This window comes from Schlegelella aquatica, from assembly GCF_026013905.1.
Taxonomy (GTDB): Bacteria; Pseudomonadota; Gammaproteobacteria; order Burkholderiales; family Burkholderiaceae_C; genus Caldimonas; species Caldimonas aquatica.
The window spans coordinates 1,233,672-1,248,532 of the sequence record NZ_CP110257.1; the positions used below are offsets into that span (position 1 = coordinate 1,233,672).

At 69.7% G+C, this 14,861-nt stretch carries 12 protein-coding genes; 6 read left to right on the plus strand and 6 right to left on the minus strand.

Annotated features, from left to right (window positions below; all coding sequences use genetic code 11):
* The first annotated feature begins 82 nt into the window (after positions 1-82).
* Positions 83-1,474, plus strand: coding sequence for a phosphomannomutase/phosphoglucomutase (locus OMP39_RS05605; protein WP_264893838.1), 1,392 nt, complete (start codon positions 83-85; stop codon positions 1,472-1,474).
* 294 nt (positions 1,475-1,768) lie between these two features.
* A complete protein-coding gene (locus OMP39_RS05610) occupies positions 1,769-3,094 on the plus strand; it encodes a 3-deoxy-D-manno-octulosonic acid transferase (protein WP_264893840.1) in 1,326 nt (441 codons plus the stop codon).
* 55 nt (positions 3,095-3,149) lie between these two features.
* On the opposite strand, the gene OMP39_RS05615 is transcribed toward OMP39_RS05610, so the two are convergent.
* From OMP39_RS05615 to OMP39_RS05640, 6 genes are read right to left on the minus strand one after another with little or no spacing between them, the layout of a single operon-like run.
* A complete protein-coding gene (locus OMP39_RS05615; protein ID WP_264893842.1) occupies positions 3,150-4,601 on the minus strand; it encodes a TolC family outer membrane protein in 1,452 nt (483 codons plus the stop codon).
* 52 nt (positions 4,602-4,653) lie between these two features.
* On the minus strand, positions 4,654-4,992 hold the full coding sequence (locus tag OMP39_RS05620; RefSeq protein ID WP_264893843.1) for a rhodanese-like domain-containing protein: 339 nt from the start codon (positions 4,990-4,992) through the stop codon (positions 4,654-4,656).
* Positions 4,993-4,995: 3 nt separating this feature from the next.
* Positions 4,996-5,661 (minus strand): protein-L-isoaspartate O-methyltransferase family protein, encoded by a 666-nt coding sequence (locus OMP39_RS05625; protein ID WP_264893845.1) that lies wholly within the window; start codon positions 5,659-5,661, stop codon positions 4,996-4,998.
* Positions 5,662-5,710: 49 nt separating this feature from the next.
* The gene (locus OMP39_RS05630; protein WP_264893848.1) at positions 5,711-8,914 is read right to left on the minus strand and encodes an efflux RND transporter permease subunit; all 3,204 of its coding nucleotides are present in this window, start codon (positions 8,912-8,914) and stop codon (positions 5,711-5,713) included.
* Between the two features lie 11 nt (positions 8,915-8,925).
* The gene (locus OMP39_RS05635) at positions 8,926-10,068 is read right to left on the minus strand and encodes an efflux RND transporter periplasmic adaptor subunit (RefSeq protein WP_264893849.1); all 1,143 of its coding nucleotides are present in this window, start codon (positions 10,066-10,068) and stop codon (positions 8,926-8,928) included.
* A complete protein-coding gene (locus OMP39_RS05640; protein WP_264893850.1) occupies positions 10,065-10,751 on the minus strand; it encodes a TetR/AcrR family transcriptional regulator in 687 nt (228 codons plus the stop codon). Before OMP39_RS05640 ends, OMP39_RS05635 begins: the two co-directional genes overlap by 4 nt.
* A gap of 193 nt (positions 10,752-10,944) precedes the next feature.
* On the opposite strand from OMP39_RS05640, the gene OMP39_RS05645 reads away from it, so the two are divergent.
* Genes OMP39_RS05645 through OMP39_RS05660 form a run of 4 tightly spaced genes read left to right on the plus strand, consistent with a single transcriptional unit; the run spans position 10,945 to position 14,782 of the window.
* Positions 10,945-12,246, plus strand: coding sequence for an efflux RND transporter periplasmic adaptor subunit (locus OMP39_RS05645; RefSeq protein ID WP_264893852.1), 1,302 nt, complete (start codon positions 10,945-10,947; stop codon positions 12,244-12,246).
* A gap of 22 nt (positions 12,247-12,268) precedes the next feature.
* Positions 12,269-12,985 carry an ABC transporter ATP-binding protein gene (locus OMP39_RS05650; RefSeq protein ID WP_280925524.1) on the plus strand — a complete coding sequence of 239 codons (717 nt, stop codon included), beginning with the start codon at positions 12,269-12,271 and terminating at the stop codon, positions 12,983-12,985.
* Positions 12,982-14,214: an ABC transporter permease gene (locus tag OMP39_RS05655; protein ID WP_264893854.1), complete on the plus strand. Its 1,233-nt coding sequence runs from the start codon at positions 12,982-12,984 to the stop codon at positions 14,212-14,214. The genes OMP39_RS05650 and OMP39_RS05655 overlap by 4 nt, the downstream gene beginning before the upstream one ends.
* The gene (locus OMP39_RS05660) at positions 14,207-14,782 is read left to right on the plus strand and encodes a hypothetical protein (RefSeq protein ID WP_264893856.1); all 576 of its coding nucleotides are present in this window, start codon (positions 14,207-14,209) and stop codon (positions 14,780-14,782) included. The genes OMP39_RS05655 and OMP39_RS05660 overlap by 8 nt, the downstream gene beginning before the upstream one ends.
* Positions 14,783-14,861: the final 79 nt, after the last annotated feature.

The window sequence follows — 14,861 nt, forward strand, 5'->3', positions numbered from 1 at the left end:
CGGCCGCTGCCGTAACAGGCGCCTACAGCTGCGAGAGAGCCGCTCCCTACAATGACCCGAGTTTTGCGTATCGGGAGCTTGGATGAAAGTCGCAGCATCGATCTTCAAGGCCTATGACGTGCGGGGCATCGTCGGGCAGACGCTCGACGAAGCGGTCGCCGAGCACCTGGGCCGGGCATTCGGCAGCGAAATGAGGGCGCAAGGGGAGCGGCTGGTCGCGGTGGGCCGCGATGGCCGGCTGTCGGGCCCCGCGCTCTCGGCGGCTGTCGTGCGGGGTCTGCGCGCGGCAGGGGTGGACGTGATCGACATCGGCCCCGTGACCACGCCCATGACCTATTACGTCGCCGCTACCCGGTGCAATTCGGGCATCCAGGTGACGGGAAGCCACAACCCGAAGGACTACAACGGCTTCAAGATGGTGCTCGCCGGTCGTGCCATCTATGGCGATGAGATCCAGAACCTGCGGCGCCGCATCGAAGAGGAAGACTACACGCAAGGCCACGGGGCACTCACCACACTCGACGTGCTGCCCGAGTACCGCGAGCGCATCGTCTCCGACGTCAAGCTCGCGCGCCCGATGAAGATCGCCGTCGACTCGGGCAACGGCATTCCGGGCGCATCCGCCCCCGGCATCCTGCGGGCGTTGGGCTGCGAGGTGGTCGAGCTGTACTCCGAGGTGGACGGCAGTTTTCCCAACCACCACCCCGACCCTTCCAAGCCCGAGAACCTACGGGACGTGATCCGCGCGATGCAGGAGACGGGGGCCGAGTTGGGCCTGGCCTTCGACGGCGACGGGGACCGGCTGGGTGTGGTCACGCGCCAGGGCAACATCATCTATCCCGACCGGCAACTGATGCTCTTTGCCCAGGATGTCCTTGCGCGCAACCCGGGCGCGTCGATCATCTATGACGTCAAATGCACGCAGCGCCTGGCACCCGCCATCCGCCAGGCGGGTGGCGTGCCGCTGATGTGGCGCACCGGCCATTCGCTCATCAAGGCGAGGCTCAAGGAAACCGGGGCCCCGCTGGCTGGCGAGATGAGCGGCCACATTTTCTTCAAGGAGCGCTGGTACGGCTTCGACGATGCGACCTACACGGCGGCGCGTCTGCTGGAGATCCTGTCGCGCCACGACGACCCGAGCGCCGTGCTGGACGCGCTGCCGACGAGCCACAGCACGCCGGAGCTCAACGTGCCGTGTGCCGAGGGCGAGCATCACGAGGTGATCGCGCAATTGAAGGCGTTGCACGAACGCGAGTCCATCTTCCCCGGGGCGCAAGAGGTGGTCACCATCGACGGCCTGCGTGCCGAGTATGCCGACGGGTTCGGGCTGGTGCGCGCGTCCAACACCACCCCGGTGCTCGTGTTGCGCTTCGAGGGCCACACGCCCGAGGCGCTGCATCGCATCGAGCAAACGTTCATGGAGGCGCTGCGGCGGGTGAAGCCCGACGCGCAGGTGGCCGCCTCGGCGCACTGAGGGCATCGCAGGGGTTGCTCCCCCGCGTGTGCCGGGCGCGACCGCGCTGGGTCAGGGCCTCGGCGCGCGGCAGCGGGCCCGGGCGAGGGCACGCTGTCCACGGGGGCCCGTCTGCATGGACAATCGCGCCGTGCGATCCGTCCATCGAGCTTTCTCCAGCCGCGTGCCTCGCAGGCACGCCCCTTCACCTTTCATGCCCCGTGGTGCAGTCGCGCCCTCGGCGATAGCGCTGCGCCTTGAGCGGGCGGCCTCCCGGCGGCGCGGCCCGGTACTCGTCCACGGGAGGGCTGCGGCGTGAGCAGTGCCGGGCGCACCGGGGCGGGCTCGCGCCTGCTTTCGTCACGATTCTGGGCGCGCGGCGCCTATTCCGTGTTGCTGGGTCTGCTGAAGCCCGCATACCTGGTGAAGCTCTGGTGGCGTGGCCGCCACGAGCCCTTGTATCGCCATGCGGTGCTGGAGCGACTGGGCCGCTACGCCGGCGCTCCCACGACGGGGTGGGTATGGGTGCACGCCGTCTCGCTGGGCGAAACGCGCGCCGCGGCCAGCCTCGTCGAGGCCTTGCGGGCCGAGCTGCCCGGCATGCGGCTCCTGCTGACGCACGGCACGGCCACCGGCCGTGAGGCCGGACAGTCGCTGTTGCGCCCGGGCGACGAGCAGGTGTGGCTGCCCTATGACACGCCGGGCGTCGTCCGCCGCTTTTTCGAGCAGTTCCGCCCGGCCGTCGGTGTGCTGATGGAGACCGAGATCTGGCCCAACCTGCTGCACGGCGCGAAGCGGGCCGGTGTGCCCATGGTGGTGGCCAACGCCCGCCTGAGCGAGAAGAGTCTGCGACAGGCGCAGCGGCTGGAAGCGGTGCTGCGGCCGGCGGCCCAGACCTTGCGCGTGGCGCTGGCCCAGACGGCGGCCGATGCCGAGCGGCTGCGCCATGCAGGTGCACCCGAGGTGGAGGTGTGCGGCAACCTCAAGTTCGACATGACGCCCGATCCCGGCTTGCTGGCACGGGGCCGGGCGTGGCGTGCGGGGCTCGACCGCCCCGTCGTGCTGGCCGCCAGCACGCGCGAGAACGAGGAGGCCGCGCTGCTTGCCGCGTGGGAGGGGCTGGCGGGGCCGCGACCCTTGCTGTGGATCGTGCCCCGGCATCCTCAGCGGTTTGCGGAAGTGGCGGCCGCGGTCCACGAGCAGGGGTGGCGATGGGCGCGCCGCAGTTCGTGGGGCGAGGGGCAGCCCTCAGAGGGCGATCGCGCGGCCGACGTGTGGCTGGGGGACAGCATCGGCGAAATGCCGGCCTACTACGCGGCGGCCGACGTGGCCTTGTTGGGCGGCAGCTTCGCCCCGCTGGGCGGGCAGAACCTGATCGAAGCGGCGGCCTGCGGATGCCCGGTGGTGATGGGCCCCCACACGTTCAACTTCGCCGACGCCGCCGAGCTCGCGCTCCAGGCGGGGGCGGGCTGGCGGGTGGACACCGCCGCCGAGGCGGTGGCGCGTGCCGTGGAAGTGATTGCCTCCGGGCAGGCGCGCGAGGCCGGCGAACGGGCCTTGGCGTTCGCGGCGATGCACCGGGGGGGCGCCCGCGCCATGGCGGCCCGCATTGCCGCCATCGTGCGCGAGCAGGGCGGCTGAGGGGTGGAGAGGCCCTCGCGGGGGCCACGTCTCCTCGACGCCGCCCGGGCGCGCTTCAGGGAGCGAGCAGGGCGTTGATCTGCTGCAGGTCGGCCGGGTCGAGTTGGCCGGCCGCCTGCTCCAGTCGCAGCCGGCCGAGCAGCGCGTCGTAGCGTGCGCGGGCGAGGTCGCGCTGGGTCGTGAACAATTGGGTTTGGGCGTTGAGCACGTCGAGGTTCACCCGCACGCCGACCCGGTAGCCCGTGAGCGTGGCCTCCAGCGCCAGACGGCTGGACGCCTCGGCTGCTTCGAGGGCGCGAACCTGAGCCAGACCGGATTGCAGCGCGAGGAAGGCCTGGCGCGTTGCCTGGTCCGTGCCGCGCCGGGCCGCGGCCAGGTCGTTGCGGGCCTTCTCTTCGAGGAGCAGGGTCTCGCGGATGCGGTTCTGCACCGAGAAGCCGGCGAACAGCGGCATCTTGAGTTGCACGCCGACGGTCGCGCTGCCATAGGTGCCGGAGGGCTGCGTCATGCTGGGCGGATCGCTCGTCTGTCGGCTGCGGCCCACGTCGCCGACCAGATCGACGGTGGGCAGGTGTCCGGCGCGCGCGCGCTCCGTCTCGAGCGAGGCGATCTCGAGCCCGAGTTGCGCCCGGCGCACCGTGGGCGAGGTTTCCGCGCGGCTCACCCAGACGTCGACCGACTCGGGGTGGATCGGGGGCAGCGTGACAGGGGCGGTGAGCGGCCGGGGAATCACCCCCGTGCGGCCGACCAGTTGATCGAGCGCCACCTGCGCGGTGCGCAGCTGGTTCTCGGCGGCGATCTCCTGGGCCACGGCGAGGTCGTACCGCGCCTGCGCTTCCCGGGTGTCGGTGATGGTGGCGGTGCCCACCTCGAAGTTGCGCTTGGCCGAGGCGAGCTGCTCCTCGATGGCCTTCTTGTTGGCGCGCGCCGTGCCCAGCGCATCCTGAGCGGCCAGCACGTTGAAGTAGGCTTGCGCCACGCGCACGATCAAGTCCTGCTCGGCCGCTTGCAGGTCGGCCTTGGCGATCTCGAGCGAACGCTCGGCCTGCTCGATGCGCACGCTGTTGGCGCGGTTGAAGATCGGCTGCGCGGCGGAGACGCCCACCTGTCGGTTCGTCGTGGTGCGGTCGCTGCCGACCGGCGGGTCGAGCTCGCTGCGGGTGACGGCCGCGCTCAGGCCCACGCTGGGGCGGCGCAGCGCGTAGGCCTGCTCGGTGGCGAAGCGCACCGACTCGGCCTGCGCACGTGCAGCGAGGTAGGTGGCGTCGTAGCTGCGGGCGGCCTCGTACACCTCCATCAGCGTCTGCGCCTGCGCGTGCCCCGCCGTCCACAGCAAGACGCAGCCGGCCGCCAAGCCCCCGACGAGCCGACGAGAAGCCCGCCCCCAAAGGGCGGACAGCGTGGCCGCCCATGCCGGCGCATCAGGGCCGGATGCGGCAAGGCGCGAGGCACGGGGGGCGTCACGCGAAGCGTCGGTCGAGGGCGCAAGGGGAATCCGCTCAGCCATGGAGTTCCTTCTGGTCGGGAGGGCGCTGCGATGAGTGGGCACGTGCTCTGCGTCAGTAACGGGGCACGGACGGGTCGACCTCACGGGACCAGGCGTCGATCCCACCTTGCAGGTTGATCACGTCGATGTAGCCGCGCTGCACGAGGAAGTGCGCCACCTGCAGGCTGCGGCCGCCGTGGTGGCAGACGCACACGATGGTGCGGGCCGGATCGATCTCGGCCAGGCGCGAGGGGATCTCGCGCATGGGGATGTGCAGCGTGTCCGCCTCGGCCAGGCGGACGGCGGCCTGTTGGAACTCCCACGGCTCCCGCACGTCGAGCAGCACGGGGCGGCGCTCAGGCGCAGACGATTGGACGAGTCGTTGGACGGCGGATGGTGGGAGTTGCTGCATGGGTCAGAAGCGGAACTTGGGCGGCTCCTCGAATCCGAGAAGCCGCGGGGCCAGGGTGTCGAAGATCTCGACGGTGCGAAATTCGCGTTCCCCGGTACGGGTGACGATCACGGCGCGCATGATCGGCTCCTCGCCGACGATGCCGCAGAAGCGGCCGCCCACCTTGAGCTGGTTGAGCAGATGCTGCGGCACGGTTGCCACCGAGCCCGAGGCGACGATGGCATCGAACGGGCCTTCGGCTGGCACGGCCTTGGAGCCGTCGGCCAGGCGCACCTCGGCGTTCATCACGCCGGCGCGCTTCAGGTTCTCGGCCGCGAAGCGGGCGAGTTCCTCGTCGATCTCGAGCGAGAGCACCCGCTGGGCCTTGTGGGCCAGCAGGGCCGCCATGTAGCCGGAGCCGGCGCCGATCTCAAGCACCTTCTCGTGCTTGGCGGGGGCCAGTTCCTGCAACAGCCGGGCCTCGACCTTGGGCTGAAGCATCACCCGGCCGCGCGAGCCCCCGTCCTTGAGCGGCACTTCGAGGTCCATGAACGCCATCGAGCGGTAGGCCGCGGGCACGAAGTCCTCGCGCTTGACGACAGCCAGCAGGGACAGCACCGACTGATCCAGCACCTCCCAGGTGCGGATCTGCTGCTCGATCATGTTGAAGCGCGCTTGTTCGATGTTCATGGCGGCCATCCTCGGAAGGCTTGAGGCGTAGTCAGGACAAACGAGCATTTTATTTCGCCTCACCCGTCCCGAGCCCCACCGCCGCCGGCACGGGGCGACGTCCGCGCAGCTTGCGCTTGATCCACGTCGAGAAGTCGTCCAGATAGCAGTAGATGACCGGCACCACGACCAGGGTCAGCAGCGAGGAGGTGACGACGCCGCCGATCACCGCCTGCCCCATCGGCGAGCGCTGCTCGGCGCCCTCGGACAGCGCGAAGGCCAGCGGCACCATGCCGAACACCATTGCCAAGGTGGTCATCAGGATCGGCCGCAAGCGCACGCGGGCCGCCAGCAGCAGCGCGGCCTCGCGGTCGAGTTTCTGGCCGGCCAAGCCCTCGCCGCTGGCGCCTTCGCGCGCCCGGTTGGCGAAATCCACCAGCAAGATGGCGTTCTTCGTGACCAGGCCCATCAGCATGATGACGCCGATGATCGAGAACATGTTGAGCGTCGAGCCGAACATCAGCAGGATGAGCACGACGCCGATGAGCGTCAGCGGCAGAGACGACATCAACGCGATGGGCTGCAGGAAGCTCTTGAACTGCGACGCTAGGATCATGTAGATGAAGATCACTGCGAGCGCGAGCGCGGAGAGCGCATAGCCGAAGGACTCCTGCATGTCCTTGGTGGAGCCGCCGAACTTGGCCCGATAGCCGGGCGAGAAGGCAGTGGTGTCGAGCACCTGCCGGATATCGGCGGAGACTTCGCCCAGCGAGCGGCCCGAGACGTTGGCCGTGATCTCGACCTCGCGAGCCAGGTCGCGGCGGTTGATCTGGTTGGGACCGAACGAGGGCTTCACGTCGGCGACCTGCGCGAGCCGCACGATCTTCGGCGTGCCGTCCGGGCCGATCACCGTCAGCCCCAGTTTCTCCAGGTCGGGCAGCGTGGCTCGGGCATCGGGGGCGAGCCGCACCTTGACGTCGTAGCTCTGGTCATCCGGGGCGCGCCAGTTGCCGACCGTTTGGCCCGCGATGAGGCCGCGCAGGGCCTGGGTGACGCTACCCACGCTGAGGCCCAGATCGGAGGCCGCTTCGCGGTGCACGACGACGTCCACCGTGGGCTTGTTCGGCTTCATGCTGGTGTCCAGGTCCACCAGGCCGGGGATTTGCCGCAGTCGCTCGGTGATCTGGCTCGTCAGCCGTTGCAACTCCTGCAGGTCCGCGCCTTGGATCGATACCGAGATCGGCTTGGTCCCGCCCACCGGGTCGAGCAGGCCGACATGGGTCACGGTGATGCCCGGCACCCGGGCCAGTCGCTCGCGCAGCAGGGCCGACATTTGGTCGACATTGCGCTGGCGCTCCTTGCGATCCACGAGCCGCACGTAGACGGTGGCGTAGTTCCTGCCTTGCGCCTGTCCGGTGTTGATCGTGGTCAGCGTGTACTTGACCTCGGGAAACTCGCGCAAGATGGCATCCACCTGGCGCGCCTTGGCCTCCGTCACCTCGATGGAGGAGCCGGTGGGCGTGTAGAAGCTGATGGACGTTTCGGAGAAGTCTGCCTTGGGCACGAACTCGGTGCCCATCACCGGTACGAGCGCGAAGCTCACCACCAGGCTCGCCGCCGCGATGCCGAGCGTGGCCCGTTTGTGCTTGAGCGACCACGCGAGGATGGCTTGGTAGACGTCGCCCAACCAGTGCGTGAAGCGATCGACCGCGGCGGTGAACCGCCCGATGGTGCGGTCGTACCACGACCGCCGCTCGGCAGGCCGACCCTCGGCATGAATGGCCGGGTCGTGCCACACGCTGGAGAGCATCGGGTCCAGCGTGAAGCTCACGAACATCGAGATCAGCACCGCTGCGACGATCGTGATGCCGAACTGGTGGAAGAACCGCCCGATGATGCCGCCCATGAAGCCGATGGGCAGAAACACCGCGACGATGGACAGCGTCGTGGCCAGCACCGCCAGGCCGATCTCGTGCGTACCGTCCAGCGCGGCTCGGTGGGCGTCCTTGCCCATCTGCACGTGGCGCACGATGTTCTCTCGCACGACGATCGCGTCGTCGATCAGCAAGCCCACGCACAGGCTGAGCGCCATCAGCGTGATCATGTTGATCGAAAAGCCGAACCAGTACATGAAGAGGAACGTGCCGATCAGCGCGATTGGCAACGTCAGGCCGGTGATGACTGTGGAGCGCCAGGAGTTGAGGAACAGGAAGACGATCACCACCGTGAGGACCGCGCCTTCGATCAGCGTCTGGCGCACGTTGCTCACGGCCACCCGGATCGGACGCGAGTTGTCGCGCACCACGTCCACTGCGACGCCGGAGGGCAGTTCGGTGCGCAATTCGTCCACCACCCGGTTCAGCCCGTCCACCACGTCGATGGTGTTCTCGCCTTGGGCCTTTTGTACGTCCAGCGCGAGGGTGCGCGTGCCGTTGTAGAGGGCGAGGCTTTCCACTTCCTGCGGGCCGTCGACCACGTCGGCGATCTGACCCAGCTTCACGGGGGCGGTGCTGCCCGCCGGGCCGCGTCGCGCGACGATGATGTCGCGGAACTCCTCCGGCCGCTGGATGCGCCCGGTGATCTGGACGATGCGCTCGTTCTCGCTCGATCGCAGCGCGCCGGCCGGCAGATCCTGGTTGTCGGCGCGCACGGCTTGCATGACCTGATCGACGCCCAGGCCGTAGGCCTCCAGGGCCTGCGGCTTGAGGTAGATGTTGATCTCGCGCGCCACCGCGCCGACGAGCGTCACCGATCCCACGCCGCGCACGTTCTCGAGGCGCTTCTTGACGACCTGGTCGGCGTAGGTCGTGAGTTCGACCGGGCTGCGGCTACCGTCGGGGGAGGTGAGGGCCAGGGTGTAGATCGGGCGCGAGGCGGGGTCGAAGCGCAGCACGCGCGGCTCCTCCACCTCGTCACGCAGCAGCGGGCGGATGCCCGCCACCTTCTCGCGCACGTCCTCCGCGGCCTTGCGGCCGTCCACATCCAGGTTGAACTGGATGATGACGACCGACTGGCTGTCGTAACTGCGCGAGAAGAGCTGGTTGATCCCGGCGATCGAGTTGACGGCCTCCTCGACCTTCTTGGTCACTTCGGTCTCGACGATCTCCGGTGAGGCGCCAGGGTATTCGATCTGCACCACGACGACGGGAAACTCGACGTCGGGGAACTGATCGACCTTGAGCCGCTGGTAGGAAAAGAGTCCCAGCACCACGAAGGCGAGCATCACCATCGTGGCCATCACGGGATTGGCGATCGAGACCCGGGTAAACCACATGGGAGCCGTCCTCAGTGGCCTGCCGCGGAGGCGCCGATCACCGGGGTGAGCTTCACGCGCGTGCCTTCGCGCACGATGCCCACCGTGCCGGCCAACACCCGGTCGCCCTCGGCCAGCCCGCTGCGCACGATGCGCACGGCGCGCCCGCCCACCTCGCCGCGCGGGCCGAGTTCGACAGCACGGCGCACGACCTGTTCACCCTGCACGAGCAGCACGTACGGGCGCGCCTCGTCCAGCCGCACCGCGCTCTCCGGCACGGCGATGCCGGCTTGCCGGTCGAGCTCGATGCGCCCGGTCGCGAAGAGTCCGTGGCGCAGGCCCTCGTGGGGCGCCACGGCCAGGTACACGGGCACTGCCCGCGTGCCGGCCTGGGTGCTCGGGTTGATCCTGGCCACACGCGCGGTGACCGCCGCGTCCACTCCGTCGACGCGCAGGGTGGCCTTCGCGCCCACCCGCACTGCCCCGACCTGGTCGGGGGGCACGGCCGCCTCGAGCTCGAGCTCTCGCAGGTCCACGATTTCGACGATGCGGCCATCCACGCCCACCCGCTCGCCCGGTTGCACCAGGCGCTGCGAGACCGAACCTGCAATCGGGGCCCTGAGCACGGCATCGTCCATGGCCTTGCGCGCCACGTCGGCAGCGGCCTGGGCGGCCAGCAGATTGGCACGCGCTGCGGCCGCGTTGGACACCGACGTGTCCAGTGCGTTCCTCGAGATGAAGCCTTGCTCCACCAGGGCCCGGTTGTTCTGCAGCGTGCGCTCCGCGATCTCCAACTGGGCGCGGGCCGACTCGGCTTGCTGCTGTGCCTGGCGCAGCCGGGCCGCGTACTCGGTGGCATCCAGTGTGGCGACGACCTGTCCTGCGCGCACCGCGTCGCCTTCGCGCACGTGCAGCTCGCGCACTTCGCCGGCGACCTTGGCCTTGACCATCGCGGTGCGGACCGCCTCGATGGTGCCCGAGACCTCCAGCGTACGCACCACCTCCAGGCGGGCGGCCGTCACGACGTCGGACGGGGCCAGCTCGAGGGCCACGGGCGCTCTGGGAGCCGCTGCGCGGGCCTGCTCGGCGCGGCGCTGGGTCACCCCACGCACGGCCAACGCGACGATGAGGAGGGTGGCCAGCAGGGGCAGCAGCCACTTGAGATGTAGTTTCATGGGGTGAGGGGGGTGGTGGGGCGCTGCAGGCCGTGCAGCACCAGGTCGATGTGCCGGTCGATGAACGCTCGCGGGTCGGCGGTGACTTCGTCGCCGGCCGGGCAGGCGCCCACGGAGTGCTTGTGCAAGCACAGCATCAGCATCGGAAAGATCAGCGCGTGCGCCGTGTCCAGCAGATGCACCTGGCGGAACTCGCCGCGGTCGATGCCGCGCTGGAGGAGCTTGACGATGAGCGCACGGCCCGGCTCGATCACCTCGGCCGCGTAGAACTCGGCGAGGTCGGGGAAGTTGCGCACTTCGGTGATGATCAGTTTGAAGATGCCGGCGGCAGCGGTCTCCCCGACGCGCTCCCACCATCGACGTGCCAACAGGTGCAACAACTCCGAGGTGGGCCCGTCGTAGCGAGAGAGCACGTCGTCGCCCTCGGCGATGGTCAGCGACAGGTTGTGCCGGATCACCGCCTTCAGCAACTCCTCCTTGCTCGGGAAGTAGAGGTAGACGGTGCCTTTCGAGACGCCGGCGCGGGCGGCCACGTCGTCCATCTTGGTGGCGGCGAAGCCTTTCTCGACGAACATCTCGAGGGCCGCGTCCAGCAACTCCTGCGGTCGCGCGTCCTTGCGCCGACGCCGCGGGGCGTCGGCTGCGGCCAAGGTGGCGGAGCTGGGATGGAGCGTGCGCGGCATGAGCGATACTGACTGACTGGTCAGTAATGTATCTGGGGGCGGGGCGCGGGGTCAAGTCGCGCGGAAAGCGTAAGGCCGTCCGGGGGGCGATGGGGCCCCGCAGCCGCGTAAAGATAGTTGAAGTTGGGGGTCGATGCGGCCCTGCGGGCCCAGTCGGTGATGCGGGGCCTTTCTACTTTCTAGAATGCCGCGGATGAAACGAGTCACGATCTGGGGCGCGATCCTCGCGCTCGCGCTGCTGTTGCTGGGCGCGCTTGCCTGGTGGTGGAAGGACCGTGCGCCGGAAGTGCACTACCGCACCGCGCCGGTGGAACGCGGGCCCTTGCGCGCGACCGTCTCGGCCGCGGGCACGGTCACGGCCGTGTCTCAGGTGCAAGTCGGCAGCCAGGTGTCCGGCCAGATCAAGGAAGTGCTGGTGGACTTCAACACCGAGGTGCGTGAAGGCCAATTGCTCGCCCGCCTCGACCCGCAGAGTTTCGAGCACCGGGTGCGCCAGGCGCAGGCCGACCTCGAGGCCGCACGAGCCTTCGTGCTCAACGCGCAAGCAGCGGCCTTGGCGGCACAGGCCAGCGCCGGCCGGGCGACGGTGGAGTTGCAGCAGGCCGAGCGCGACCTGGCGCGCAGCCGCGATCTGGTGGCACAGAACTTCATATCGCCCGCCGAACTGGAACGCGCCCAATCGACCGTGAATGCGCTGCGCGAGGCGCTGAAGGTGGCCGAGGCGCAACGCAATGTGGCGCAGGCCCAGGTGCGCTCGGCCGAGGCCACCGTGCGGCAGCGCGAGGCGCAACTCGCCCAGGCGCGGGTGGACCTGCGCCGCACCGAGATCCGCTCGCCGGTGGACGGCATCGTCATCAAGCGCAGCATCGAACTGGGCCAGACGGTGGCAGCGAGCCTGCAGGCGCCGGAGCTTTTCGTCATCGCGCGCAACCTCGACGACATGCAGGTCGAGGTGCCGGTGGACGAAGCCGACATCGGCCGTGTGCGCGCCGGCCAAGAGGCGCAGTTCACCGTCGATGCCTTTCCGGGGCAGCGCTTCCAAGGTCGCGTGCGGCAGGTGCGCAAGGCGGCGACCAACACGCAGAACGTGATCACCTACACCGTCGTCGTCGCGTTCGACAACAAGGGCGGGCGTCTGCTGCCCGGCATGACGGCCAACGTGCGCATCGTCACGGACGAACGCGCGGACGTGCTGAAGGTGCCGAACGCGGCTCTGCGGGTGAAGATGCCCGAGGCGGAGGACGACGGCGCGAGCGCCTCGGGGGGGCCGTCGCGCGGCGGGCCGGGCGGGCGCGCGGCCGGCAAGGGGCGGCTCTATCTGTTGGCCGAGGGCGGCTCGCCACGCGCACTCGAGGTGGAGGTGGGCATCAGCGATGGGGCGATGTCCGAGGTGCGTGCGCCCGAACTGCGGGAAGGCCAGCAGGTGGTGGTGGCGGTGCAGTCGCCGCGCGCGGGCGGCGCGGCCCGGCCGGCCGGCCCGCGCTTCGGCTTGTGAGCGCGGCACCGCAGGCACGGCGATGGCGCTGATCGAAGTCCGCTCGGTGAGCAAGACGTACCAGACCGGCTCGCATGCCGGCACGGCGGTCATGGCCCTGCGCGGCGTTTCGCTCGACATCGATGCCGGTGAGTTCGTCGCGGTCATGGGCGCGTCGGGCTCCGGCAAGTCCACCTTCATGAACATCCTAGGATGCCTCGACCGTCCCACGAGCGGCACTTACCGCCTCGCGGGCGAGCGCGTGGACGAGCTCCCGGCGGACCGGTTGGCCTCGATTCGCAACCGGCAGATCGGATTCGTCTTCCAGCACTTCAACCTGCTGCCCCGCACCCCGGCGGTCGAGAACGTCGAGCTCCCGCTGGTGTATGCCGGCGTCGGGGCCCGCGAGCGTCGTGAACGGGCCCTGGGGGCCCTGGCTCAGGTCGGCCTCACCGACCGGGCGCATCACTTGCCGTCGGAGCTTTCGGGGGGCCAGCAGCAGCGCGTGGCGATCGCCCGCGCGCTGGTCAACGACCCTCAGCTCATTCTGGCCGATGAACCCACCGGGGCGCTGGACACGACCACGTCCGAGGAGGTGATGCGGCTCTTCGCGGCCCTGAATGCGCGAGGCATGACGCTGGTCGTCGTCACCCACGAGCACGACATCGCCGCCTGGGCCGCCAGACGCATCGTGTTTCGCGATGGTCAAGTGGTCGACGATCGGCGCCAGCCGCCGCACCAGGGGAGGGAGGCGCGGTGAGCCTGCTCGTCGCGGTGCGGGCCGCCTGGCGCGCCCTCGTCACGCATCCCACGCGCAGCCTTCTCACGATGCTCGGCATCGTGATCGGCGTGGCGGCCGTCATCACGATGGTCGCGGTGGGTACTGGCGCGCAGCAGCGCGTGTCGCAGCAGATCCAGGCGCTGGGCTCGAACCTGATCACCGTCTCGCCCGGCTCACGCACCGCCACCGGTGCACGGCTGGGCAGCGGGGCCACCAACACGCTCACCGAGGACGACGCCGCCGCCCTCGCCCGCGAGGTGCCCGGCGTGCGGGCGGCCAGCCCGCTATCGCGCGCCAACGTGCAGGCCATCGCGATGAACGCGAACTGGCCCACCACCGTCATCGGATCGACCAACGACTACTTCGTGGTGCGCGACTGGACTTTGGTGGCCGGCCGCTTCTTTGAGCCGGCCGAGATCGGTGCGGCCGCCAAGGTGGCCGTGATCGGGCAGACGGTGGCGCGCGAGCTCTTCGGCGACGGCGACCCGCTCGACCAGGTGATCCGCGTCAATCGCGTGCCCCTCGTGGTGATCGGTTTGCTCGAGCGCAAGGGGCAGAACGCGTTCGGTGCCGACCAGGACGACGTCGTGGTGGTGCCCATCGGCACCCTGCACAAGCGCATCCAGGGGCGAGCCACCAGCCGGCTGCGCAGCGTCGGCAGCATCACCGTGAAGGTCGAAGCGGGTTACGACATGGCGCTCGCCGCAGCCGGCGTGCGCGAGGTTCTGAGGCAGCGGCACCGCCTGCAACCCGAGCAGGACGACGACTTCACGGTGCGCAACCTCTCCGAGGTGCTGTCCGCGCAGGAAACCTCGGCCCAGGTGATGACGCTGCTGCTCGCCGCCGTCGCGGGCGTGAGCCTGGTGGTGGGCGGGATCGGCATCATGAACATCATGCTCGTCAGCGTCACCGAGCGCACGCGGGAGATCGGGCTGCGCATGGCGGTGGGCGCGCGCGGGCGCGACATCCTCGCGCAGTTCCTGATCGAGGCGCTGACCCTCAGCCTGATCGGCGGGGTGCTCGGCATCGCCCTCGGCGCCGCAGCCACCTGGGCGGTGGCCGCGTTCGCCGGCTGGGAAGTGGTGCTGAGCGTGCGCTCCATCGCGCTGGCCGCCGGTTTTGCCGCGGCGGTCGGCATCTTCTTTGGCTTCTACCCGGCCCGCCGGGCGGCCTCGCTCCAACCCATCCAGGCCTTGCGATATGAGTGATCGTGGTGTTCGTTTCGACCGTCGTCGGTGCGTGATTCTGGGCCTCGGCCTCGGGGCGGCGGGCGTGCTCGCCGGCTGTGCGACCATCGTCCCACGCAGCATCGACATCTCGGCGGCCCAGCTGCTCGATGCCCTGGGCCGGCAGTTTCCTCTCAACCTGCGGGGGCTCGATGCCCTGGAGCTGATGGTGGCGACCCCGCGTGTGCGGTTTCTGCCCCAGGAGAACCGACTGGGCACCGAACTCGATCTGCGCGTGGGCGAGGGGTGGCTCGCGCGTGCAGTGCAGGGCACGATCGGCTTCACCTACGGCCTGCGCTACGAGCCCTCCGACCGCAGCATCCGGATGACCGACCTGCGCGTCGAACGCCTGGAGGCCGGGGCCTACTCTCTGTCCCAAAGCCGCGGCTCGCGCTTGGCGGCAGCGTTGGCGCAACAGCTCCTGCGCGATGTGACCGTCTATCGGCTCCAGCCCGAGCAGGTCGATCTGCTGCAACGCCTGCGCGTGCAGCCGGGCCCCGTGCGCGTGTTGCCGCAAGGCCTCGCGGTCGAACTGCGGCCGATGGGCTGAGCCCCGCCAGAGCCGGGCAGTCGGTGCGCCCGCGCAGCCGCCACCGCGGCGCGCCTGCCCGGGCGCTTGCTTGCGAACC